Below are 20,448 nucleotides of genomic sequence, written 5' to 3' on the forward strand. Positions count from 1 at the left end.
TGCTCGGGTTTTGCCCGTCAGACGCTCTTCGGAGCAGCCATGGGGCGGATGGTGTTCATCAATGCTCCGTAGGGCAGCAGCATGACGAGTCCCACAAGCATCTTGACCGTGAAATCGCCGATCGCCCACGAGACCCAGCGCGGGGCCTCCAGGGCGAAGATACCGAGGACCGGTGCCGAGCCAATTGCGAAGTCGTCATTCGGACCAATGAGGCTGAAGATTGCGGCAAAGGACAGGGAGAAGAAGATTACTGTATCCGTCACCGAGCCGAAGATCGAGCCGAACAACGGGGCTTTCCACCAGGTCATCCGGCGCAGCTTGTTGAAGACGGCGATATCCAGCAATTGCCCGACGAGGTAGGCCGATCCGGACGCGATCGCGATGCGGGGCTGTGACGTGGCGAAGGAAAGTCCCACACCGACGAGGAAGCCGACGAAGACGACCTTGCGGGCGATTGCAGGACCGAATTGGCGGTTCGTGAGGTCGGTGACCAGGAACGCGACCGGATAGGTGAACGCACCATAGGTCAGGATGTCGCCGAGCTGAATACCTGCGAGCTCGCCGGAAAGCGGATACTGGACGAGGATGTTCGATGCGACCACGACGGCCGTCATCAACAGGCTGTAGGTGAGGATATAGCGTGTCATCTGCATTTTTTTATCCTGGGTGATGCCACCAGTTGGAGGATTGTTCTTTTTCAAAAGGAAAAGGCCTGAGCGGCGCAAGCCGCACAAGCCTTAAGATCCTTCAGCCTCGAAGACGCTTACGCGGCTTCGGCGGTCTTCTTGACGATCTGGCGGCGCAGCAGGCGGGCGCGCATGCTCAGTTCCTTCTCGTCGGCCTTCAGCAGGAAGGCGTCGAGGCCACCGCGATGCTCGACCGAACGCAGGGCAGCCGCCGAAACGCGCAGGCGGAAGCGCTGGCCGAGAGCGTCCGAGATCAGGGTGACGTCACACAGGTTCGGCAGGAACTTGCGCTTGGTCTTGTTGTTCGCGTGGCTCACGTTGTGGCCCGACTGGACGCCCTTGCCGGTCAATTCGCAACTGCGGGACATGATACACCTATTGTTCTTGGCCATCGGATCGGTGCCGGAAAACCGGTGCGCAATCCAACTAGGCATGATTGGAAAGTTGCGGTTCTATAGTCAGACTGGCCGCGCACGTCAAGCCTGACAGCGGAGATTCCCTCGATTGTACGCTCGGCATGCTATTTTCTTGCCATGTTCTGGTTCAAAGGTAGCCTGCGCGAAGGGACTTCTACCCTCGCAGCTCAGTTTAGGGGCCGGACCAAGCTACATGAAACGTTATCTGAGTGTCCTGACGTTTGCATTCGCAGCGATGGCTTTCGCTGCACCCGCCGGAGCCGACGGCGACATTCGATACGAGACCGAATACAACGTGTCGCTCGGCATCCTGCCGATCGCGCATGCCTCCTTCGTCACGAAGGTTCTCAGCAGCGGCTATACCATTTCCGGCGATGTCAGATCGGCCGGAATCGTCGACGTCATCGCGAGGATCTCGGCCCAAACCAGCGTTTCCGGGGTACTGATGAGGGATCGGATGCAGGCTTCGCGCTATTCGCTTGTCTACAAGTCCAACAACAAGGTTCAGACCTATGACGTGCGTTATCGGAACGGAGACGTCGTCAAGGCCGAGATCAGCCCGACGCCGAAAAGGAAGCCGCGCAACTGGATCGACGTCACCGATCGTGATCTCAAGTCGGTGCTCGATCCGATCAGCGGCATGATCGTGCCTGACGGCCAGGACGTTTGCCGCAGGACACTGCCGATTTTCGACGGCGAGAGCCGGATGGATCTCGTCCTTTCTCCGAAAGGGAGCTCGCGCTTTTCCGTTGGTGACGTTGAAGGCGAGGCGATCGTTTGCGCCATTCGCTATGTGCCGAAATCGGGATTCCGCAAAGGGCGCAAGGACATCGAATACCTGCGCCGGGCCACCGACATGGAGATCTGGTTTGCCAAGACTGCGCTCCTCAAGGTATATGCTCCGGTCTACGCCCGCGTGCCGACGCGTATGGGGCCGCTTTACATCAGGGCCGTGAAATTCGACGGCTGAAGTCACCGCGGGATCGCCAACGCCCGCAAAGGGGGAATAGGTGAGATCGAGAACGACGCTGATCATGTTCACGGACGCTCTCGTATTTTCGCCGGTGACATTCGTCGCTTCCGCAGCCTTCGTGGCTGATTGACGGTACAGCAGGATGGAAATCTCGTCCGCCGTCTGGCTGTTGTCGTCTATTGCAATCGGCCTGATCTACACCGCCTTTCTTAGTCGTCCGTCAAGCGTTCTGCGGACGGTCTTGAAGACACTGCCGGTAACGCTGCTCGCGGGATTTGCCTGGTCCGTCGACGCACCCGTGTTGCTGCTGGCGGCGTTGCTTCTGAGTGCGACAGGCGACGCCTTTCTTGCCCACGACGGAGAAGGTGCGTTCAGGAACGGTCTCGCGTCCTTTCTTGCAGCCCACCTCGCATATGGGGCTCTCTTCGTTTCGATGGCGGCTCCGTCGGTCCTGTCGGACGAGGCCTGGAGAGTTGTCGCTGGCGTGGCGTCGGTGGCCGCGATGGCCATCATTCTGCCACTCCTGCGCAGGCACGCCGGGCAGCATCGCGTGGCGGTGTCCGTCTATGGCGTGGTTATCCTCGGGATGGCACTGCTTGCATTGTTCGTTCCGGCGCCGGCCGTTTTTCTCGGCGCGGCCGTGTTCATGAGCTCGGATGCCGTGCTCGCGCTGCAACGGTTCGTGCTCAGGCCGGATCATGCCTTGAGCCGTGTTGCCTCCTACTATGTCTGGATCAGTTATTTCAGTGCCCAGTGCATTCTGGCGTGGGCGCTCGCAAGGTCCGCAGCGAGCCTCTAGCCCTGTCCCGGTGACCAATCGGGCGGCGCCATTTCGAAAGCGGAGAAATCGAAGCCCGGAGCAACAGTACAACCGACCAGGGTGTACTCTCCCAGGCTTTCGGCCGCCTGCCAGCGATTGGCCGGAATCACCGCTTGCGGTCGTTCACCCATCAGCACCGCAGGACCGAGGCGGATCGTTTCAATGGTGACTCCATCGACAGCATGATGAAGAGCCAGCGGAGCACCGGCGTAGTAATGCCAAACCTCCGCGGCGTCCCTGACGCGGTGCCAATGGGATCGCTGGCCGGACGTCAACAGGTAGTAGATCGCAGTAGAGTGGCCGCGGCCTTTGTCAGCCGCATCGCGAAAGGTTTCGGAATACCAGCCGCCTTCCGGATGCGGCTGCATTTCGAGCTCCGCGACGATCTCTTCGACACGCATCAGAAGTGATCCTTGCGCCGGCGGATCTCGGCAAAGACCTCTTCGTTCGTCCGGCCTTCCATAAGAAGATTGCGGCGGATCGTCGGGTCGGATGCCCGGAGGAATGGATTTGTCTCCTTCTCCAGCCCCATGGTCGTCGGAATCGTAAATTTGCCTTCAGCGCGCAGCCTCTCGATCTCGCTGGCTCGCGCTTTCAGGCGCTCGTTGTCTGGATCGATCGTAAGTGCAAACCGGGCGTTCGCCAGTGTGTACTCGTGGCCGAAGTAGACAGCTGTTTCGTCGGGCAACGCTGCAAGCTTCTGCAGAGAGTGCCACATGTCGGCCGCCGGGCGTTCGAAGAGCCGGCCACAGCCGAGCGCAAACAGGGTGTCTGCAGCGAACAGCAGCTTGCTGTCGGGAAGATGATAGCAGACATGGCCGGCCGTGTGGCCAGGCGTTTCGATCACCTGAACGACATGGCCTCCGAAATCGAACGAATCGCCATCACCCACCGCACGGTCTATGCCAGGGATGGCCACGGCTTCGTCGCGCGGCCCTATGATCTCGCAGTGATAGCGGTCCTTGAGTGCGAGATTGGCCTCGACATGATCTCCGTGGTGATGCGTTGTCAAAATGTGAGTGATGTTCCAGCCTCGCCGATCCGCCATGGCGACGATCGGAGCATACTCGGGGGCGTCGATCGACGCCGTCAGATTGCTCTCGTGGCAGTGGAGAAGGGCACCGAAATTATCGCTGCGGCAAAGAAAGATTTCGAGTTCCAACGCTTTCATGGGATCCGCCCGTCTCTGCTTCGTCGCGCGGAATGTAACGTCTTTGGCCTTGAAGTCCAATCAGCGGCTGATATCAATTGCGCATGCACGTCGATATCGTCGATCTCCGCCAGTTCTATCATTCGCGCCTCGGGCGGATGGCCGAGCATTCGATCGCGATGGCGCTCGCGTCGCTCTGGAGCCGCCTGCCGCAGGAGCGGCTCGTGGGGCTCGGCTACTGCGTCCCGTTCCTGGACCGTTTCCGGGCCGATACGGAACGGACCTTTGCCTTCATGCCGGCTGGACAAGGGGCGGTAAACTGGCCCGTCGGTGAACCGTCCGCTACAGCGCTTGTCTTCGAAGAGGAGTTACCGCTTCCGGATTCCTCCGTCGATCGCGTGCTGATGGTGCACTCTCTCGAATTCGTCGAGGATCCGCGCGAGACGCTCAAGGAGATCTGGCGCGTGCTGGCGCCGGGCGGTCGGCTGGTGATCGTGGTGCCGAACCGCCGTGGCGTCTGGGCGCGGATGGAACATACGCCGTTCGGCTCCGGGCGCCCGTATTCGCGCGGCCAGCTGACGACCTTGCTGCGAGAGACGAACTTCACCCCCGGAGCGAGCGCGGAGGCCTTGTTCTTCCCGCCGTCGAAGATAAGAGCCGTCCTGCGCCTCAGGCGGAACTTCGAACGGGTCGGTCGCTTCATCTGGCCGGCCTTCTCCGGGGTCATCATCGTCGAGGCTCAGAAGCGACTGTACCAGGGCCTTCCGGTGAAGGCGCGTGTCTCTCGCCGTGTCTTTGCTCCCGCGCTGGCGCCGCGCGGCGTACCCACCGCCCGGATGCCGGCAGACATCTAGGCGCTCGGTGACGGGCGTCAAACCCTCGACAAACGCTGGTTTCCGTTCTAATGGCTCTGAACCCGAAGACCACGCCTCCGCGCGGTATTTTTCACCTTTGCCAGCAGTCTGACGAGCAGCGACATGACCAAGCCTACGCCGCGTCCCGGAATCCTCGATATTGCCGCCTATGTGCCGGGCAAGGAGCATGCGCCGGGAGTCGAGCGTGTGTTCAAGCTTTCGTCCAACGAGACGCCTCTCGGGCCTAGCCCGAGGGCGATCGAAGCCTTCAAGGAAAGCGCCGGCCATCTCGAGCTTTATCCTGACGGGCAGGCAACGGCGCTGCGCGAGGCGATCGCCGAGGTCCATGGCCTGAACATGGCGAACATTCTCTGCGGCAACGGCTCGGATGAGTTGCTCGGGCTTCTCTGCCATGTCTATCTCGGTCCCGGCGACGAGGGCATCATCACAGAGCACGGTTTTCTCGTCTACAAGATCCAGATCATGGGCGCCGGCGCGACCCCGGTGGTCGTCAAGGAGCGGGATTGCACCGTTGACGTGGACGCCATCCTAGCTGCCGTCACCGAGAAGACGAAGATCGTCTTTATCGCCAATCCCGGCAATCCGACAGGAACCTATGTTCCGGTCAGCGAAATCCGACGCCTTCAGGCGGCATTGCCGGCGCATGTCATTCTGGTCCTTGACGCAGCGTATGCGGAGTATGTGCGCCGCAACGATTACGAAGCCGGCATAGAGCTTGTTTCGGGCAATCGAAACGTCGTCATGACCCGCACCTTTTCGAAGGTCTACGGGCTTGCAGCACTGCGCATCGGCTGGATATACGCCCCGACGGAGATCATCGATGCGATGAACCGCGTGCGTGGTCCCTTCAATCTGAATGCCCCGGCGATCGCCGCAGGCGCTGCCGCGATCAGAGACCAGGCGTTCGTGGAAACGGCCGTGACCTACAATCGGCTCTGGCTGGAGAAGGTGGCGGTGGCTCTGACGGAGATTGGCCTTGATGTCACGCCTTCAGTCGCCAATTTCGTGCTCATTCATTTCCCGGATGTGGACGGCAAGCGGGCGACAGAGGCAGATAACTTCCTTACCCGCCGTGGCTACATCCTGCGTGCCGTCCGAGGGTACGGGTTTGCGAATTCGCTCAGGATGACGATCGGCAGCGAAGAAGCCAATCTCGGTGTGATCGACGCACTCCGTGAGTTCATGGGGCGCGCTTGATGACTGACGTGCATTTCGACAAAATCGCGCTCATCGGCATAGGTCTCATCGGCTCCTCCATCGCACGGGACGTGAAGGATCAAGGATTGGCCCGCGAGATCGTGATCTCGACGCGCTCGGCGGAGACGCTGAAGCGGGCCGAGGAACTGGCACTTGGTGACAATTACACGCTTTCCGCCGCCGAAGCGGTCGAGGGTGCAGACCTCGTTGTCGTCTCCGTTCCGGTAGGAGCCTCGGAGAGCGTTGCAAGGCAGATCGCGCAGCACCTGAAGCCCGGCGCGATGGTCACCGATGTAGGGTCGACAAAGGCGTCAGTCATCGCGCAGATGGCCCCACACATGCCGTCGGGTATCCACTTCATACCCGGACATCCGATCGCCGGCACCGAAAAATCCGGTCCTGACGCGGGGTTCCTCGGCCTTTTCAAGGGACGCTGGTGCATCCTGACCCCAATTCCGGAAACGGACGCCGGCGCTCTCGCGCGTCTCAGGGCCTTTTGGGAGGCGCTGGGATCCAGGGTGGACGAGATGGACCCGCAGCACCATGACAAGGTGCTCGCAATCGTTTCCCATCTGCCGCACATCATCGCCTACAACATCGTCGGCACGGCGGACGACCTGGAGACGGTTACGGAATCGGAAGTGATCAAGTATTCCGCGTCGGGTTTCCGCGATTTTACCCGCCTTGCTGCATCCGATCCCACCATGTGGCGCGACGTCTGCCTGCATAACCGCGACGCCATCCTCGAAATGCTTGCGCGGTTTTCGGAAGACCTCGCCTACCTGCAGCGAGCCATCCGTTGGGGCGAAGGCGACAAGCTGTTCGAGCTCTTCACCCGCACGCGGGCAATCCGTCGTTCGATCGTGGAGGCGGGGCAAGACGTCGACGCACCCGACTTCGGCCGACACGCCCTGGACGAGAAGAAGAGCTGATCTTCAGAGCGCCGGCAGGACACCGATCGGTATGATCCCGACGGAAACGACGCCCTCACGCAGGGTCAATTCGACGGATCCGGAATCCTTGCCTCCAAAAACGGCCGTCAGCACCTTTGCTGCATTGTCGAAATCGTTCGTGGACTCGGGGAAGGCGACCGTGAGTGCGTCTTTCCAGCCCTCGACCTTCTCAAGCTCGAGGTGAAGCTTTCCCGAGAGATTGCCATCGTCGCCGATAGACAAAGGGCCGTTGGCAGTCATTACGCGCCCTTCTCCGAGGTCGATCACAAGTCGGCGGATTTCGCCCTTGCTCCCGTAAAGTTCGGCCGCAGTCGTATCCCGTACCGGATCGAGAAGGGCGGCCTTGCCGAGCATCGTCACGTCGAAGCTGGCGGAGACGGGCGGCAGAGCAAGTGGTGTTGCGTTCGGCATGAGAATGCTTGTGTTCTTCACCAGTGCGGCGGCATCAAGATCTTCTCCATTACGCCGGATATGGAACTCACCATGGTCGCTTCGTATGGTGGCGGTATTACCGTTCGCCACCGTCGTGACATCGACCTTCAAGCCCTCTGTGACCAGCGACGAGCGAGACAGGCCGTCAAACCAGGCGCTGACGCTGGAGTGTAGCCTCTCCCATTCCGCTGAGAAGGAGAAGCCGAGGGCTGATCGCAGTTCTGCCGGGCCATCCATCTCCCAGACGAAGTGACTGGGCGCGTAGACCTGGGCTGCGGAGCGGAACGCGCCGAGAGACGCGGAGACACCGTTGAAACGGTCGTCGACGGTAACGGACGAGCAGAAGAGGCCAATTCGAAAGGGATAGCCACGGATATCCATGTCGTTGCAACGAACCTCGGCGCCTGCGGCGTTGTGACCGTCGAGGAGTTCCGAAACGCGCTGTCGCATCACGGTTGCGGCGAGCATCCAGCCTCCGCTATAGACGGCTGCCGCGATGACGACGAGTACGCCGAGCAGGACGACTTTTCGCGTCACAGCTGTCTGACCGGATCGGGTTGACGATGCCATCGGGCACTCCATGATGGGAAGAGTTCGAACACAATGAGATGATGCCGGATATGGACGAATTTTGGGTCTTTGGCTACGGATCGCTGATGTGGAATCCGGGCTTCCCTTTCGAGGAGCGAGTGCAGGGTCGCGCCTTCGGCTATCGGCGCTCGCTCTGCGTCCGTTCATGGGTGCACCGGGGAACCGAAGAGCGCCCCGGTCTGGTGCTGGGGCTCGATCGTGGCGGCTCCTGCCGCGGCGTGGCCTTTCGTGTCGCGCCGCCGGAGTGGAGCGCTACGCTCGAATATCTACGCGAACGTGAACTCGTCACCCATGTCTACCGCGAGCGTTCGATGCCAATAGCGCTTGATGATGGTCGCGCCATCTCGGCAGTCACCTATGTAGTGGACCGCAGCCATCGGCAATATGCCGGTGCGATGACGGTCGCCGAGGCCGCGGACACTGTGCGCCACGCAGTCGGGCAATCCGGTCCCAATCAGGTCTACGTCGCAAATACTGTTGCCCATCTGCAGGAAATGGGCATTCGGGACCACTGGTTGGAGCAGGTTTTGGCGGCGATCAGTCGTCCGACCGCCTGAGCGTCCAGTGGAGCCGCCGACGCCCCTCAGCGGCGCTCGCCGGTCTCCGTCGCTTGCTTCTCGAGTTCCTTGAGACGGTGCTTCGCCGTCGGTGGCAGCGGAACATGCGGGTTCTCTCTCGCGGTCTCGACCAGCAACTCGTCGCTTGCCGCTTCGAGGACATGCATGAGTCTCTCGAAGAATGCGTCCGGATCGAGACCGGGTTCGATCGGAGGCAGGATACGCACTTTGAAGTGGCCGGGGAAACGAAGGAATTTGCGCCGCGGCCAGAAGAGACCCGGATGCATCGCCACCGGTACGACCGGCACCTGAAGATCGCGGTAAAGCCGGGCGATACCGTATTTGTATTCCGGATGCGCGCCGGGCGCGCGGCGCGTTCCCTCCGGATAGATGATGAGCTGGCGGCCGTTGCGCATTTCGTCAGCGGTCCGTGCCATAACGGCCGCCATGACCTTGCCGCGTGCGCCGCGGTTCACCGGGATCATCCGCTGCTTCTTCGCATACCAGCCGAAGAGGGGAATCCAGAGAAGCTCTCGCTTCAGGATGTAGACCGGATCGTCGAGCCAGGGCAGCAAGGCGAAGGTGTCCCAGAACGACTGATGTTTCGGTGCCAGGATGTATCCGCCCTTCGGGATGTTCTCGAGCCCTTCGATGGTGAATGTCGTGCCGACGATCGTCTTCATCAGCCAATGGCAGGACAGCGCCCAGTTCTTCGGAATGGAGAATGCCTTCTTGCGCGGCATCACGAAGTAGACCGGCGAAAGCACGATCATCCGCACGATGAGATTCAGATAGAAGGCAGTATTGAAGAGAATGGAACGCAAGGCGATCATGAAAGGCTTCCCGCGGCGTGGTTGCGACGTGCCTATACGAAATCAGCTCCGAGAGAAAGCGTCCGGTGCCGTTATCATTGGACTGATCTGGCGAGCGTCGCGCTCGAGCGCAGGCCGTCTCCCATGCTCCAGCCCACCAGACCGCGTGCGAAGGCAACCAAGGTCTTCCCGTATTCTGCAAGCAGTGTGCGTAGAACGCTGGGGTTCGCAAACCAGTTCGTGGTCTTGAGATCGGAATTCACGACCGGATAGGCGATGAATTCCGTCGCGCGGTCGACACGTTGGAGCTCCATGAGGCTGCGTGGCATATGGTAGTTGTTGGTTACGACGAGAACCCGGGAGTAGCCGCGGTCATGGATCCAGTGAGATATTTCGTTGGCGTTGCCGATCGTGTCGAGCGCCTGGTAGCCAATGTCGACGCAGCAGTCGAAGAGATCGTTGGGACTTTGTGTCATCCGCCGGATCTGGGATGGCGTCGTCGCCGGATGAACCCCGGAGATGAGCAGGCGTTTGCCCGAGCCGCGGCGGAGGAGGTCGACCGCCTGATCGATCCGTTGATATCCGCCGGTCAGGACGACGATCGCATCCGCGCGGGGATCCGCGGGCGGTTTCAGTGTCGTCACATGATCGGCAAAGCGCAGGAAGCCAGCGACGACGAGGGCGCAGGCGAATATGGCGACGATGCCGCCATAGCGCAGAATGCGACGCAACGGTCCACGCCGCGCGAAGAGGCCGTGCGCGGGACGCTGCCGCGGCATCTTCGGACTTGCTGTGATCCGTGACATCCGACCCATCGTCATATGTTGTGCATACCGCCCTTTTGCCATGGCGAACAGGCGGCTTTGTGGCAAGTCAACAGACTTTCCTCAGTCGCTGATCAGTCCGTCCGTGCGCGCCGGATCCGAGCGGATCAGATCGATTTCATAAATGGTCCTGATAACGGTGAAGCGAGCGGTCAGGGTCGTCAGCAACGCAATGACGATCATCGTGGCGAAGATGCCCAGGTACCCCATGACGCCGATGCTGAAGGTGCCGAAGAGCGCCGCCGTCTGGTCGCTTTCGGGCGTGGCGAGCGAGCGGCTCTGCCAGTAGCTTGCCAGCGCAAAGAGCATTGCTGCCGCGAGACCTCCCGCGGCAGCTCCCTTGAGGCTGATCTTCAGGAAATGCTTTTGAAATTCCTGCGCCACGAAGGAGCCTTCTGCGCCCACGAAATGCAGGACCTCGATGATGTGACGATTACCAGAGAGCGCTCCGCGAGTCGCGAAGACAACGGTCAGCACCATGGCGACGAAGACGAGCAGCAGAATGCCCGAACCGACGAGGACGGTGGTCCGCGCCATCGAGACGAGGCGATCCACCCAGGTGCGGTGATCGTCCAGAAAGGCCTGCGGTACTTCCTCCTTGAGCAGCGCGCGCATGGCAGCGAAGTCCGGCGGATGTGTCTCGTCGATGGTGATGATGACGAGCCGCGGTACCGGAAGATCATTGATGTCCAGTCCGCTGCCGAGCCAGGGTTCGAGGAGACGGGCCGTCGCGTCGTCGTCCATGATCGTGCCGTCCCTGGTGCCGACGAAGGTCAAGGCAAGGTCGCGGGCGCGGACCAGTGCCTTATTCATGTCTAGACCGTCCTCGGGCTTGATCTGGATCGTGATCTCGCGCGAGATCTGGCTTTGCCAGCCGGCGGCCGTCGCACGCACCATGCTGACGGCGCCGAGCGTCAGGCAGGCGAGAAAGGCCATGATGGCGATTACCACCATCAGAGCATTGCCCTGTATGTTGGAGGCCGGCAGGATCGGAGCAGTGGGCCGGACGTGCATCTCCGTCCGGCGCGGCGGCTGCTTGCTGCGGGGAAGCGGGCTTTGCGGATCAGTCATAGATTTCCAGCCGTCCATCGGTGAGGATCATGCGGCGTGCGTCGATCTGGTCCATCAATGCAAAATCATGCGTCGCGATGACGACCGCTGTGCCGAGGCGATTGAGCTCGAGAAAGAGGCTCAGCAGACGCCGCGCCATCGGTGGATCGACATTCCCCGTGGGTTCGTCGGCAAGCAGGATTTCGGGGCGGTCGATCAGTGCTCGGGCGATCGCTACGCGCTGCTTTTCACCGCCGGAGAGGACCGGGGGCAACACGTTGATGCGCTCACCGAGGCCCACCCATTTCAGGAGCTCGATGACATCGTTGCGATATGCGGCTTCGTCCTTGCCCCGGACTCTCAAGGGCAGAGCGACGTTCTCGTAGGTCGTGAGGTGGTCGAGAAGCTGGAAATCCTGAAAGACGATTCCGACGCGCCGCCTCAGCATCGGCAGCTCGCTGCGCGGAATCTGCGTCACATCGCGACCGAAGCTGCGGATCAACCCGCGCGTCGGCTGTAGCGACATGAAAAGCAGGCGCAATAGGGTCGTCTTGCCGGCGCCCGAGGGACCGGTCAGGAACTGGAAGGAGCGCTTGGGGATGTCGAAGGTGAGATCCCTCAGGATCTCCGGTCCCATTCCATAGCGCAGGCCGACGTTTTCGAAATGAATCAACGGACAGGTCCGGTCTGACAGTGCTCGAGTTCTGGCGACTTGTTAACGCGCTCGGTTAACAGACGGTAAACTGGCGTCGAAAGACGGCCTTCCAGGCAGATCTTTGCGAAGCATTAACCATTCAAATTTACGACTGGAGAGGATTCGTTTCAATGGCCTGTTTTGCGGCGCCTTGATGGGCCGCGCAGCGAGGGCAAGATGAGCGCATTCCGCAATCACAGACGGACGGCCGAGGCGACCATTGACCTGCTGCCGCCGGAGCGTCCCGCCCGAGGAGCACGCACCTCGCTGGGCCGCACGTCCGTGACAGAGATCGCCGACGCACAATTCGTCACCGTCGCGAAGAACATTCGCACCGCAGGCACCAAAAGCTGGTGCAACGACAATCACGATAACCGGCCTATAAGCCCCGCTTCTCGAAAGCGGTCCTTTTTTCCCGCCTTGGCTGACAGCGTCCTCGGCGGTGTAGAAGGAGCACTCGGACGGCTGTCCGACCGAAACTTTGCGTTGCTGGTCGCGCTTGTGTTCGGCGCCGTCTTCACAGCCGCCGGTCTGGTGGCTTCTCCGGAGGGGAGTTCGCCGGTTCGCGCCGCTGCGCTCGACATCACGCATGTCACGCTGACGCCCCAGGATGCAAACGGCATGCAGGTGCTGCTCGTCAATGCGATCATCGAAAACCATGGTTCGAAACAGCGACCGATGCCGAGGGTCCGGGCGGATCTGCTTTCCGGCGGGCAAGTCGTGGCCAGTACATTCATCGATACCTCCATCGGATCTATCGGTGCGGGAGAGAGCCGGGGTCTTGCCGCACGCCTCAGGCATCCCGGTGGAAAATTGCCGGAACTGAAGCTTTCTTTCGCGGACGAGGATGCCCGCAGCATCTGATTGTGTTATCGCGGGTCCGCAAGCATGTCGGCACGACCATGTCGCCGACGGTCTTCCATCTCATGGAGTGAAGTATGCCCGTCGTCCGCGGAAAGAACATCGAGCCCCTGTACACGGCCGAGCAGATTGCCGAGCGAAACCGTGAGCTCGCGGCGGAAATTGCCAACGGCCCCTGCGAGGACCTTCTGGTCATCTCCATTCTCAAGGGCTCCTTCATCTTCGCTGCCGATCTCATTCGGGCACTGCATGATGCCGGACTTGCACCTGAGGTCGAGTTCATCACGCTGTCCAGCTATGGCACAGGTACCGTGTCCCAAGGGGTGCGGATCATCAAGGACATCGACAGCGACGTTCATGGTCGCAACGTCCTGCTGATCGACGACATTCTGGAATCGGGGCGCACGCTGCTGTTTGCCAAGACGCTGATGTACGAGCGCGGTGCTCGCAACGTCTCTATCGCGGTTCTCCTGGACAAGAAGGTGAAGCGCAAGGAGGTGTTCGAGGCTGACTACGTCGGGTTCGAGTGCCCGGATTACTTCGTCGTCGGCTACGGTATGGACGTGGCCTATGCGTTCCGCGAACTGCCCTTCGTCGGTGTCGTGACCGGTGATGCGGAAGGCGACGCCTAGCACGCCTCTACAAAGTTCCTGTTAACCATCTCGCCGTCACCGGTCGTTTTCGTTTACCGATCGCAAAGGAAACTCTGGTGACTTGCAGCGATATGAATGGATGACGGGAGCATGCCCATGGCAAGGATTCTGATAACGGAAGACGAGGATTCGCTGCGCTCGTTCGTCGCCCGTGCACTGCGACTCGACGGGCATGACACCGCAGAGGCCGCCGACGGTGCCGAAGGTTTGGAAAGACTCGGTGACGGCGCTTTCGATCTCCTGCTATCCGATATCCGCATGCCGGTGATGGACGGCATCGAACTCGCGCATCGTGCCTCGTCGGCATTTCCGGACCTGAAGATATTGCTGATGACCGGCTATGCCGAGCAGCGCGAGCGCGCTGACGATCTGATGACGAAGGTGGTCGATGTGGTCGATAAACCGTTCTCGCTTCTCGACATTCGTAAGGCGGTCGCCCAGGCACTTGCGGTCTAAGAACGTGACGTCGACGTCCTATTGTACGTCGAGCAATCGTTCCAGATAGCGTCGCTCCAGCTCGGGACTGAGATTGTCTCCGAGCTTCTGGCGTATGGCCTCCAGGATCTCCCGTGCTCGCTGGACATCGATCTCGTCCGGGACTTTGACGTCGTCGCCGAATTCCGGACCGTCGGTCGGACGCGGACGCCCGAGCGGGTCGCGCCCGGCCTGGTTGCCCTGCTGCGTTCCCTGGCCCTGACCCTGGTTGCGCATCGCCTGCATCATCTGTCCCATCATGTCGCGCGCACCCTGGCGCAGCGCTTCGAGCGCCTTGCCCTGTCCTTCCACCGCCCGTTCGCCCTGGCCCTGGCCCAGAGCTTCCCCAGCGCCGCGCATTTCACGTTCTGCTTGGCCAAAACCTTCACCCGGCTTCACGCCCAAGTCGCTCAGGCCTTTCTGCAGGTCTCCGAGCTTGCGCCCGAGCGCATCCTGTTGTGCCCGCAGGTTCTTCAGGGCCTCGCGTAGCTGCTCAGCAGTCATGTTGTCGGTCGGTGAGGGCTGGCCGCCCGGCTGCTGCCTGGGGTCTTCGGTGAGCTCGCCGTCCTCACCGTCGCCGGGGTCGCCACGCTGCATGCGATCCTTCAGCGCCTGATCGAGCTTGAAGGTCTGCTCCATGAGTTTCTGCTGCTCCTGCATTAGTTCGCCGAGCTTGTCGATCTGCTGCTGCACCTCGCTGTTCTGCTGCTGGTTGCCCTGTTGCGGCCGTGCGGTCTGAAGATTGTTCATCATCCGCTGCAATTGAGACAACATGTCCTGCGCAGCATCACGGTTGCCTGAGCGGGCAAGATTCTCGATCTGGTTCAGCATGTTCTCCAGGTCGCGCTGGCGCAGGACGTTTTGCGCCGATTGCTGCTGGTTCTCCGAGCCGGTATTGGGCTGCCGCTCGGCCATCGCTTTCATGAAGTCCTGCATCGCGGCGCGAAGCTCGTCCATGAGTTTCTTGATCTCTTCATCAGGGGCGTTGCGTTCGAGCGCGTCCTGCAGTGCCTGCTGCGCCTCCCGCAGCTTTCGTTCGGCCAGCGAGAGATCGCCGTCGTCAATTCCAAGAGCGATCTCCCAGAGATAGTCGGCGGTGCCCTTCAGATCCTCCGATGTGCGTGCGAGCTTCATCCGCGCCTGAGCCGACTGGATCAGCAGAAAATGCGTGAGATTCGGAATCGTCTCATCCGCCCTGACAGACAAGGCTTCGTTGAGCGCAATTGCCTTCGGAAGATCGCGGGTATCCAGCGCGAAGACCTGCCGTTCCTCGGCGACGGCTGCAGCAAGCGGCTTGGCGAAGTCCCGCGAGGGCAACGTCATCTCGAAGGGAGCGCTACGTCCCGTCTGACCGGCACCGTCCCGGGCGACCAGCGTGATCTTTACCTTCCGTCCGGCCAACGGGTGCTCCGTCAGGTTCCTGCTCGATGTGCCCTTCGGGTCGCGCGGGTTCCGGCGTGGCAGATTGAGTTTGTATTCGGGTAGCGGGTAGAGCGGCGTCGCGTCGGGTTTGGCCACGGTCGGCTCGATCTCGGCGTGCGCGTCGACGAGGCCGTAGTCGTCATGCCCCTTGAAGGCGATCTCGAGAGCGCCATTGACGCTGCGTCGCGGCGTTCCGTCGAAGGCAATCTGCGGCGGTTGGTCAGGTGTAACCTCGACGGTCCACCGGCTAGGCCCTACGGCCAGCATGCCGCTTTCGGTCAGTTCCGCCTCGTAGGTCTGTCCGACCGCTTGGACAGCTTCGGATGCCGGTTCCCCGGCAGGGTTACCAGCCTTTCCTGCGCCGAGCGGCACGGCCTCGACCGCCTTCACGGGCTGAAAGCTGACCTGTTCTTCGCCGCTGCCTCCGCTCACCCGGATCGTCATTCTGGAGTGGCGGGGGACGCTGACCGCAGGAGGTGCTCCGCGGTCCTCGCCGGAGTCGCGGCGGGTCAGGAAAACCGGTGCCCTGCCAGTATAGGCAGGCGGCGTGATCCAGGCATCGATGCGGAGGTCCGGGGCCGCCGCACCGGCGGTCGACCAGCGGAAAGCGTCGGCAATCGTGCCGGCTCCGTTGGAACCGGAGTAAGCGAAAGCCGTCACCAGGAGCAAGACAGGGATGGTCCGCAGCGCAAACCGGTCGTGACGCGCGATGTCGGGGCGTGGGGTGCCGGCGTCGAGAGAAGCGATCGTCTCGGCCATGCGCCTTTGGTGTTCGCTCCAGAGCGCCCGCGCAAACAGTGTTTCGAAGGCTGGAATGTCATCCTGCGCGGCGACAGGCTGATGCGGGAGATGATTTCGCTCCTCAAGCAGTCGGTCTGCCTCATCGGCCCGTGGCCACCGCAGTTTCGCAAAATGCAACAGGGATGCCAGGAAACCGAATGTGAGAACGAAGACCGTGGCGAGACGCAGCCAATCGGGAAAGATGCGGTAGAGGCCGAGCCAGCCGAAAGAGACGAACAGTGCCGCGAAGCCGAGCACCGGGAGGAAAAGCGGTATGACGCGTTCGATGAAGAGGACGAGGCGCGCGACTGCGCGCTTCGCGCGCACGCGGCGCGCAAGCCTGAGATCGGTTCCAGGAAGTGTCGTGCTCTCTCGTTCAGGCGGAGCAGCGTTCATCCGTACGGTTCTCACTCGGCGTCGATCGTCCTGCCGACAATTCTGCAGCCACGGACTTGGCGAGGTCCAAGGATAGCATTCTTTGTGGCGAAGACGAGGGCAAAGCGCCGCTGCCCGCTATTTTCGCAGGAATGGCGTTCTCGTGGTGTCAGTCGAGCCAAGCAGGAAGCGAATCGAGCCGGATCAGGTCTTCGAAGCTCGGGCGCGGACGTATAACGTGGAATTCATCGCCCCTGACGAGCACCTCGGGGATCAGGCGCCGGCTGTTGTAGGTGCCCGCCTGGACGGCGCCATAGGCGCCGGCCGAGCCGACTGCCAGCAGATCGCCGCTGCGGGGCATCGCCATTTCGCGATCAAGTGCGAGATAATCCCCGGTTTCGCAGACAGGACCGACCACGTCGGCGCGGATCCTCGGCGCACTGGCCGCGGAGAGCACGACGGGGCGTATCTCGTGGTGCGCGTCATAGAGCGTCGGGCGGATGAGATCGTTCATCGCAGCGTCGACGATAACGAAGGTCTTGTCGCCGCCGTCCTTCACGTAGACGACCTCGGTCACGAGGATACCCGCGTTGCCGACGATCAGCCGTCCGGGCTCGGTGACTATGCGGCATCCGAGGTCACTCAGTTGCTCCTTAACGATCCTCGCGTAAGCGTCCGGCTCCGGCGGCGGATTGTTGTCGTCGTGATAGGGGATGCCGAGACCGCCGCCGATGTCCACGTGGTCGATCGCGTGTCCGTCGGCACGAAGCGTCGCTACCAGTTCCTTCAGCAAGCGGAAGGCATCCTGGAACGGCTGCAACTCGGTGATCTGGCTGCCGATATGCATGTCGATACCGGTGACCTTGATGCCGGGAAGCAAGGCGGCATGGGCGTAAACTGCCTGCGCGCGATCGTAGGAGATGCCGAACTTGTTTTCTTTCTTGCCGGTCGAAATCTTGGCGTGCGTCCGCGCGTCGACATCCGGATTAATCCGGAACGAGACATGCGCCACCTTGCCGGCCTTCTGTGCCCGCTGGTTCAGCACTTCGAGTTCGGGTTCGGATTCGACGTTGAAGCAGTAGATCCCCGCTTCCAACGCGAGATCCATCTCGTGCACCGTCTTGCCGACGCCGGAGAACATGATGCGTTCGCCCGGAATGCCGGCCGCCAGCGCACGCCTCAGCTCGCCTTCCGAGACCACGTCAACGCCGGCGCCGAGGCGCCCGAGTGTCTTGAGTACGGCCTGGTTCGAATTCGCCTTCATGGCGAAGCAGACCATGGAGTCGGTGCCTTCGAACGCCTTGGAGAAGACCCGGTAATGACGCTCCAAGGTCGCCGTCGAGTAGCAGTAGAAGGGCGTGCCGACCGCGGCGGCAATTGCCGGAACGGGGACGTTCTCGGCGTATAGAACGCCATCACGATATTCGAAGTGATTCACGACGGGGACCTGTCAGAGAAGAGGATCGAGCACAAAGGGATCGTCCGGAACAGCGGCCTGCTGTTTGGTCGACTGCCTGTTCTGTTCGGCAGCCGGCATGTTCGGCGGGTCGAGGTCGGCCTTGCGGCCGCAGCCGGAAAGCGTCACGGCTGCCGCAGCCATCATACCCATCGTCACGAACAAGTTTCGAAGCGCCCTAGCCATCACTTTGCCCAACCGGAAGAACCAATATCTAGCCTCTATCGAAAAAGCGGGGTCTTGTGCACCCTCAATCTCGTGATGGCAACGCAAAGGACAGTGATCAGTTGCGCTGGCGCCACCAGGCGATCTGCTTGCGCACCTCGCTCGGGGCCGTTCCACCGTAGCTCTTGCGGCTGGCGACAGAGGCTTCCACCGTCAGCACGTCGAAGACATCGGCTGTGATCGCCGGGTTGATCGCCTGCAACTCGTCGAGTGAAAGTTCTGCCAGATCGCAGCCCTTGGCCTCGGCGAGAGCCACGGCGCGGCCGGTCACGTGATGAGCCTCGCGGAACGGCAGCCCGGCTTCCCGCACCAGCCAGTCGGCGAGGTCGGTTGCCGTGGAGTAGCCCGCGCCGGCCGCCGCCTTCATCCGGTCCGTCCGGACGGTCATGTCGCGCACCATACCGGTCATCGCCGCGACGGCGAGCTCCAGGCTTTCTGCCGCATCGAAGACCTGCTCCTTGTCTTCCTGCATGTCCTTCGAATAGGCGAGAGGTAGGCCCTTCATTACGGTAAGGAGTGCGACGAGCGATCCGTTGATCCGACCCGTCTTGGCGCGCACGAGCTCGGCGGCGTCCGGATTCTTCTTCTGCGGCATGATCGACGAACCCGTCGAGAAGGCATCCGAAAGCCGGACGAAGCCGAACTGCGGCGTGGACCAGATCACGATCTCCTCGGCCAGACGCGAGAGATGCGTGGCCGTAATCGAGGCCATCGCGAGGAATTCGAGTGCGAAGTCGCGATCGGACACGGTGTCGATCGAGTTGCGGGTCGGTTCGCGGAAGCCCAGCGCTTTGGCGGTCATGTGCCGGTCGATGTTGTAACCGGTACCGGCGAGCGCTGCGGCCCCAATGGGGCTTTCATCGAGGTGCTCGATCGCGTGCCGCACGCGCTGCCGGTCACGGCCGAACATTTCGACGTAGGCCATGCAGTGGTGGCCGAAGGTGACCGGCTGGGCTGTCTGAAGGTGGGTGAAGCCGGGCATCACCGTCTCGGCATGTTCTTCCGCTCTGTCGAGGAAGGCGTCGATGAGGGCGGTCAAAGCCTTTTCCGTCTTCTGCAGTTCTTCCTTTACCCAGAGACGGAAATCGAGCGCCACCTGGTCATTGCGCGAACGGGCTGTGTGAAGGCGTCCCGCTGCGGGACCGATCAAGTCGGCAAGACGGCCCTCCACGTTCATGTGAATGTCTTCGAGGCGGCGCGAGAACTCGAAACGGCCGCTTTCGATCTCTGACAGGATCGTGTTCAGTCCGTGAACGATCTTGTCTTTGTCTTCCGCCGTGATGATGCCCTGATGGGCAAGCATGGTCGCGTGCGCTATTGAGCCGCGGATGTCCTGGGCATAAAGCTTCTTGTCGAAGTCGATGGAGGCATTTATCTCCTCCATGATGGCCGCGGGCCCCGAGGCGAAACGTCCGCCCCACATCTGGTTGGAGGTCAGCGTGTCCTTGGTGTCCTCGGCCATTTGGTGCCCATCCCGGAGATGTTGATGACAGAAAAAAGACCCCTCGGACTTCCTTCCGCCAAACTGGTTGCGATTGCGGCGGTTGCCGGCATTTTGGCCGGCGCGGCAGCGGTATACGTGAAGCAGACCATGTCTGGCAATGGCGAGGTTGCTGCGGAGACGGGCCAGTGCGAGGGGGCGGTCGACAGGGCGGCGGGCCTTGGCTCCGTCACGAAAGGGGAGGTCGCCGCGATGACCGCGGTCACGGAACCACGTTCGGTTGCCGGCCTGACATTCAAGAACGCAGCTGAAAGGGACGTGACCCTTGAGGACTTTGCCGGAAAGACAGTTCTCCTCAACGTCTGGGCCACGTGGTGCATACCCTGTCGTGAAGAAATGCCGGCGTTGAATGGTCTTCAGGAGAAAATGGGCGGCAAGGACTTCGAGGTCGTGGCCGTCAACATCGACACTGGTGACGCCGAGAAGCCGAAGGCCTTTCTTGCCGAGACGGGCGTCGACAAGCTCGGGCTTTATCGCGACAACACGATGGGCGTCTTCAATGCCCTGAAGAAGCAGGGGCTGGCCTTCGGATTGCCGGTAACTCTGCTGGTCGACGAAAAGGGATGCCTTCTGGGCTCCATGAACGGTCCAGCCGCGTGGGACAGTGGTGACGCGCAGGCACTGATTGCGGCCGCCGTTAAGCTCTGAAAAATCTTCCGACCGGCGGGCCG

Annotated in this window: 23 protein-coding genes; 10 read left to right on the forward strand and 13 right to left on the reverse strand. The window is 61.5% G+C overall.

Annotated features, from left to right (window positions below; translation table 11 throughout):
- Positions 1-17: 17 nt before the first annotated feature.
- Positions 18-653, reverse strand: coding sequence for a queuosine precursor transporter (locus H4I97_RS00730; RefSeq protein WP_182306075.1), 636 nt, complete (start codon positions 651-653; stop codon positions 18-20).
- Between the two features lie 110 nt (positions 654-763).
- Positions 764-1,054, reverse strand: coding sequence for a 50S ribosomal protein L28 (gene rpmB, locus H4I97_RS00735; protein ID WP_129334129.1), 291 nt, complete (start codon positions 1,052-1,054; stop codon positions 764-766).
- Positions 1,055-1,295: 241 nt separating this feature from the next.
- Here rpmB and H4I97_RS00740 point away from each other — a divergent pair, with 241 nt between their 5' ends.
- Entirely contained in the window at positions 1,296-2,072 is a 777-nt protein-coding gene (locus tag H4I97_RS00740) for a DUF3108 domain-containing protein (RefSeq protein ID WP_182306076.1), read from the forward strand.
- A 145-nt stretch (positions 2,073-2,217) separates the two neighbouring features.
- Entirely contained in the window at positions 2,218-2,874 is a 657-nt protein-coding gene (locus H4I97_RS00745) for a lysoplasmalogenase family protein (protein WP_182306077.1), read from the forward strand.
- Here H4I97_RS00745 and H4I97_RS00750 read toward each other — a convergent pair.
- Both H4I97_RS00750 and gloB read right to left on the reverse strand, forming a co-directional pair.
- Positions 2,871-3,296: a cupin domain-containing protein gene (locus tag H4I97_RS00750; RefSeq protein ID WP_182306078.1), complete on the reverse strand. Its 426-nt coding sequence runs from the start codon at positions 3,294-3,296 to the stop codon at positions 2,871-2,873. The genes H4I97_RS00745 and H4I97_RS00750 overlap by 4 nt on opposite strands.
- Complete coding sequence (gloB, locus tag H4I97_RS00755; RefSeq protein WP_182306079.1) at positions 3,296-4,066, reverse strand: hydroxyacylglutathione hydrolase; 771 nt, start codon at positions 4,064-4,066, stop codon at positions 3,296-3,298. The genes H4I97_RS00750 and gloB overlap by 1 nt, the downstream gene beginning before the upstream one ends.
- A gap of 83 nt (positions 4,067-4,149) precedes the next feature.
- On the opposite strand from gloB, the gene H4I97_RS00760 reads away from it, so the two are divergent.
- The 3 genes from H4I97_RS00760 (at position 4,150) to H4I97_RS00770 (ending at position 7,049) form a co-directional block, all read left to right on the forward strand.
- Positions 4,150-4,899, forward strand: a complete 750-nt coding sequence (locus H4I97_RS00760; RefSeq protein ID WP_182306080.1) for a class I SAM-dependent methyltransferase — start codon at positions 4,150-4,152, stop codon at positions 4,897-4,899.
- A 123-nt stretch (positions 4,900-5,022) separates the two neighbouring features.
- Positions 5,023-6,117: a histidinol-phosphate transaminase gene (gene hisC, locus H4I97_RS00765; RefSeq protein ID WP_182306081.1), complete on the forward strand. Its 1,095-nt coding sequence runs from the start codon at positions 5,023-5,025 to the stop codon at positions 6,115-6,117.
- Positions 6,117-7,049: a prephenate/arogenate dehydrogenase family protein gene (locus H4I97_RS00770; RefSeq protein WP_182306082.1), complete on the forward strand. Its 933-nt coding sequence runs from the start codon at positions 6,117-6,119 to the stop codon at positions 7,047-7,049. Before hisC ends, H4I97_RS00770 begins: the two co-directional genes overlap by 1 nt.
- Positions 7,050-7,052: 3 nt before the next feature.
- Here the strand turns inward: H4I97_RS00770 and H4I97_RS00775 are convergent, their stop codons facing one another.
- Positions 7,053-8,072, reverse strand: a complete 1,020-nt coding sequence (locus tag H4I97_RS00775; protein ID WP_182306083.1) for a DUF2125 domain-containing protein — start codon at positions 8,070-8,072, stop codon at positions 7,053-7,055.
- Between the two features lie 38 nt (positions 8,073-8,110).
- On the opposite strand from H4I97_RS00775, the gene H4I97_RS00780 reads away from it, so the two are divergent.
- Entirely contained in the window at positions 8,111-8,650 is a 540-nt protein-coding gene (locus tag H4I97_RS00780) for a gamma-glutamylcyclotransferase (protein ID WP_182306084.1), read from the forward strand.
- Between the two features lie 26 nt (positions 8,651-8,676).
- Here the strand turns inward: H4I97_RS00780 and H4I97_RS00785 are convergent, their stop codons facing one another.
- The 4 genes from H4I97_RS00785 to ftsE all read right to left on the reverse strand — a co-directional run bounded on the left by H4I97_RS00785 (position 8,677) and on the right by ftsE (position 12,009).
- On the reverse strand, positions 8,677-9,483 hold the full coding sequence (locus H4I97_RS00785; RefSeq protein ID WP_182306085.1) for a lysophospholipid acyltransferase family protein: 807 nt from the start codon (positions 9,481-9,483) through the stop codon (positions 8,677-8,679).
- 74 nt (positions 9,484-9,557) lie between these two features.
- Positions 9,558-10,268, reverse strand: coding sequence for a YdcF family protein (locus tag H4I97_RS00790; protein ID WP_244658686.1), 711 nt, complete (start codon positions 10,266-10,268; stop codon positions 9,558-9,560).
- Between the two features lie 81 nt (positions 10,269-10,349).
- Positions 10,350-11,357 carry a cell division protein FtsX gene (locus H4I97_RS00795; RefSeq protein ID WP_182306087.1) on the reverse strand — a complete coding sequence of 336 codons (1,008 nt, stop codon included), beginning with the start codon at positions 11,355-11,357 and terminating at the stop codon, positions 10,350-10,352.
- The gene (gene ftsE, locus H4I97_RS00800) at positions 11,350-12,009 is read right to left on the reverse strand and encodes a cell division ATP-binding protein FtsE (RefSeq protein WP_129333825.1); all 660 of its coding nucleotides are present in this window, start codon (positions 12,007-12,009) and stop codon (positions 11,350-11,352) included. The genes H4I97_RS00795 and ftsE overlap by 8 nt, the downstream gene beginning before the upstream one ends.
- 198 nt (positions 12,010-12,207) lie before the next feature.
- On the opposite strand from ftsE, the gene H4I97_RS00805 reads away from it, so the two are divergent.
- The 3 genes from H4I97_RS00805 to H4I97_RS00815 all read left to right on the forward strand — a co-directional run bounded on the left by H4I97_RS00805 (position 12,208) and on the right by H4I97_RS00815 (position 14,000).
- Complete coding sequence (locus H4I97_RS00805; protein WP_182306088.1) at positions 12,208-12,894, forward strand: hypothetical protein; 687 nt, start codon at positions 12,208-12,210, stop codon at positions 12,892-12,894.
- A 74-nt stretch (positions 12,895-12,968) separates the two neighbouring features.
- Positions 12,969-13,523 (forward strand): hypoxanthine phosphoribosyltransferase, encoded by a 555-nt coding sequence (gene hpt, locus H4I97_RS00810; RefSeq protein ID WP_182306089.1) that lies wholly within the window; start codon positions 12,969-12,971, stop codon positions 13,521-13,523.
- A 117-nt stretch (positions 13,524-13,640) separates the two neighbouring features.
- A complete protein-coding gene (locus H4I97_RS00815; RefSeq protein WP_182306090.1) occupies positions 13,641-14,000 on the forward strand; it encodes a response regulator in 360 nt (119 codons plus the stop codon).
- Positions 14,001-14,018: 18 nt separating this feature from the next.
- On the opposite strand, the gene H4I97_RS00820 is transcribed toward H4I97_RS00815, so the two are convergent.
- From H4I97_RS00820 to argH, 4 genes are all read right to left on the reverse strand, one after another.
- The gene (locus H4I97_RS00820; protein WP_182306091.1) at positions 14,019-16,616 is read right to left on the reverse strand and encodes a TIGR02302 family protein; all 2,598 of its coding nucleotides are present in this window, start codon (positions 16,614-16,616) and stop codon (positions 14,019-14,021) included.
- 148 nt (positions 16,617-16,764) lie between these two features.
- Entirely contained in the window at positions 16,765-18,033 is a 1,269-nt protein-coding gene (gene lysA / locus H4I97_RS00825; protein WP_182306092.1) for a diaminopimelate decarboxylase, read from the reverse strand.
- A 12-nt stretch (positions 18,034-18,045) separates the two neighbouring features.
- Positions 18,046-18,204, reverse strand: a complete 159-nt coding sequence (gene lptM / locus H4I97_RS00830) for an LPS translocon maturation chaperone LptM (RefSeq protein ID WP_244658811.1) — start codon at positions 18,202-18,204, stop codon at positions 18,046-18,048.
- A 130-nt stretch (positions 18,205-18,334) separates the two neighbouring features.
- Complete coding sequence (gene argH, locus H4I97_RS00835) at positions 18,335-19,738, reverse strand: argininosuccinate lyase (protein WP_182306094.1); 1,404 nt, start codon at positions 19,736-19,738, stop codon at positions 18,335-18,337.
- Between the two features lie 24 nt (positions 19,739-19,762).
- Between argH and tlpA the strand changes: the two genes are divergently transcribed.
- A complete protein-coding gene (gene tlpA, locus H4I97_RS00840; RefSeq protein WP_182306095.1) occupies positions 19,763-20,425 on the forward strand; it encodes a thiol:disulfide interchange protein TlpA in 663 nt (220 codons plus the stop codon).
- Positions 20,426-20,448 lie beyond the last annotated feature (23 nt).

This window comes from Ciceribacter thiooxidans (assembly GCF_014126615.1).
GTDB classification, from domain to species: domain Bacteria; phylum Pseudomonadota; class Alphaproteobacteria; order Rhizobiales; family Rhizobiaceae; genus Allorhizobium; species Allorhizobium thiooxidans.

What these genes read in the sequence shown, in the direction of transcription:
- H4I97_RS00730 (WP_182306075.1), bottom strand. Translation starts at nt 653, where the DNA reads ATGCAGATGACACGCTATATCCTCACCTACAGCCTGTTGATGACGGCC.
- rpmB (WP_129334129.1), bottom strand. Translation starts at nt 1,054, where the DNA reads ATGTCCCGCAGTTGCGAATTGACCGGCAAGGGCGTCCAGTCGGGCCAC.
- H4I97_RS00740 (WP_182306076.1), top strand. Translation starts at nt 1,296, where the DNA reads ATGAAACGTTATCTGAGTGTCCTGACGTTTGCATTCGCAGCGATGGCT.
- H4I97_RS00745 (WP_182306077.1), top strand. Translation starts at nt 2,218, where the DNA reads ATGGAAATCTCGTCCGCCGTCTGGCTGTTGTCGTCTATTGCAATCGGC.
- H4I97_RS00750 (WP_182306078.1), bottom strand. Translation starts at nt 3,296, where the DNA reads ATGCGTGTCGAAGAGATCGTCGCGGAGCTCGAAATGCAGCCGCATCCG.
- gloB (WP_182306079.1), bottom strand. Translation starts at nt 4,066, where the DNA reads ATGAAAGCGTTGGAACTCGAAATCTTTCTTTGCCGCAGCGATAATTTC.
- H4I97_RS00760 (WP_182306080.1), top strand. Translation starts at nt 4,150, where the DNA reads ATGCACGTCGATATCGTCGATCTCCGCCAGTTCTATCATTCGCGCCTC.
- hisC (WP_182306081.1), top strand. Translation starts at nt 5,023, where the DNA reads ATGACCAAGCCTACGCCGCGTCCCGGAATCCTCGATATTGCCGCCTAT.
- H4I97_RS00770 (WP_182306082.1), top strand. Translation starts at nt 6,117, where the DNA reads ATGACTGACGTGCATTTCGACAAAATCGCGCTCATCGGCATAGGTCTC.
- H4I97_RS00775 (WP_182306083.1), bottom strand. Translation starts at nt 8,072, where the DNA reads ATGGCATCGTCAACCCGATCCGGTCAGACAGCTGTGACGCGAAAAGTC.
- H4I97_RS00780 (WP_182306084.1), top strand. Translation starts at nt 8,111, where the DNA reads ATGATGCCGGATATGGACGAATTTTGGGTCTTTGGCTACGGATCGCTG.
- H4I97_RS00785 (WP_182306085.1), bottom strand. Translation starts at nt 9,483, where the DNA reads ATGATCGCCTTGCGTTCCATTCTCTTCAATACTGCCTTCTATCTGAAT.
- H4I97_RS00790 (WP_244658686.1), bottom strand. Translation starts at nt 10,268, where the DNA reads ATGTCACGGATCACAGCAAGTCCGAAGATGCCGCGGCAGCGTCCCGCG.
- H4I97_RS00795 (WP_182306087.1), bottom strand. Translation starts at nt 11,357, where the DNA reads ATGACTGATCCGCAAAGCCCGCTTCCCCGCAGCAAGCAGCCGCCGCGC.
- H4I97_RS00805 (WP_182306088.1), top strand. Translation starts at nt 12,208, where the DNA reads ATGAGCGCATTCCGCAATCACAGACGGACGGCCGAGGCGACCATTGAC.
- hpt (WP_182306089.1), top strand. Translation starts at nt 12,969, where the DNA reads ATGCCCGTCGTCCGCGGAAAGAACATCGAGCCCCTGTACACGGCCGAG.
- H4I97_RS00815 (WP_182306090.1), top strand. Translation starts at nt 13,641, where the DNA reads ATGGCAAGGATTCTGATAACGGAAGACGAGGATTCGCTGCGCTCGTTC.
- H4I97_RS00820 (WP_182306091.1), bottom strand. Translation starts at nt 16,616, where the DNA reads ATGAACGCTGCTCCGCCTGAACGAGAGAGCACGACACTTCCTGGAACC.
- lptM (WP_244658811.1), bottom strand. Translation starts at nt 18,204, where the DNA reads ATGGGTATGATGGCTGCGGCAGCCGTGACGCTTTCCGGCTGCGGCCGC.
- argH (WP_182306094.1), bottom strand. Translation starts at nt 19,738, where the DNA reads ATGGCCGAGGACACCAAGGACACGCTGACCTCCAACCAGATGTGGGGC.
- tlpA (WP_182306095.1), top strand. Translation starts at nt 19,763, where the DNA reads ATGACAGAAAAAAGACCCCTCGGACTTCCTTCCGCCAAACTGGTTGCG.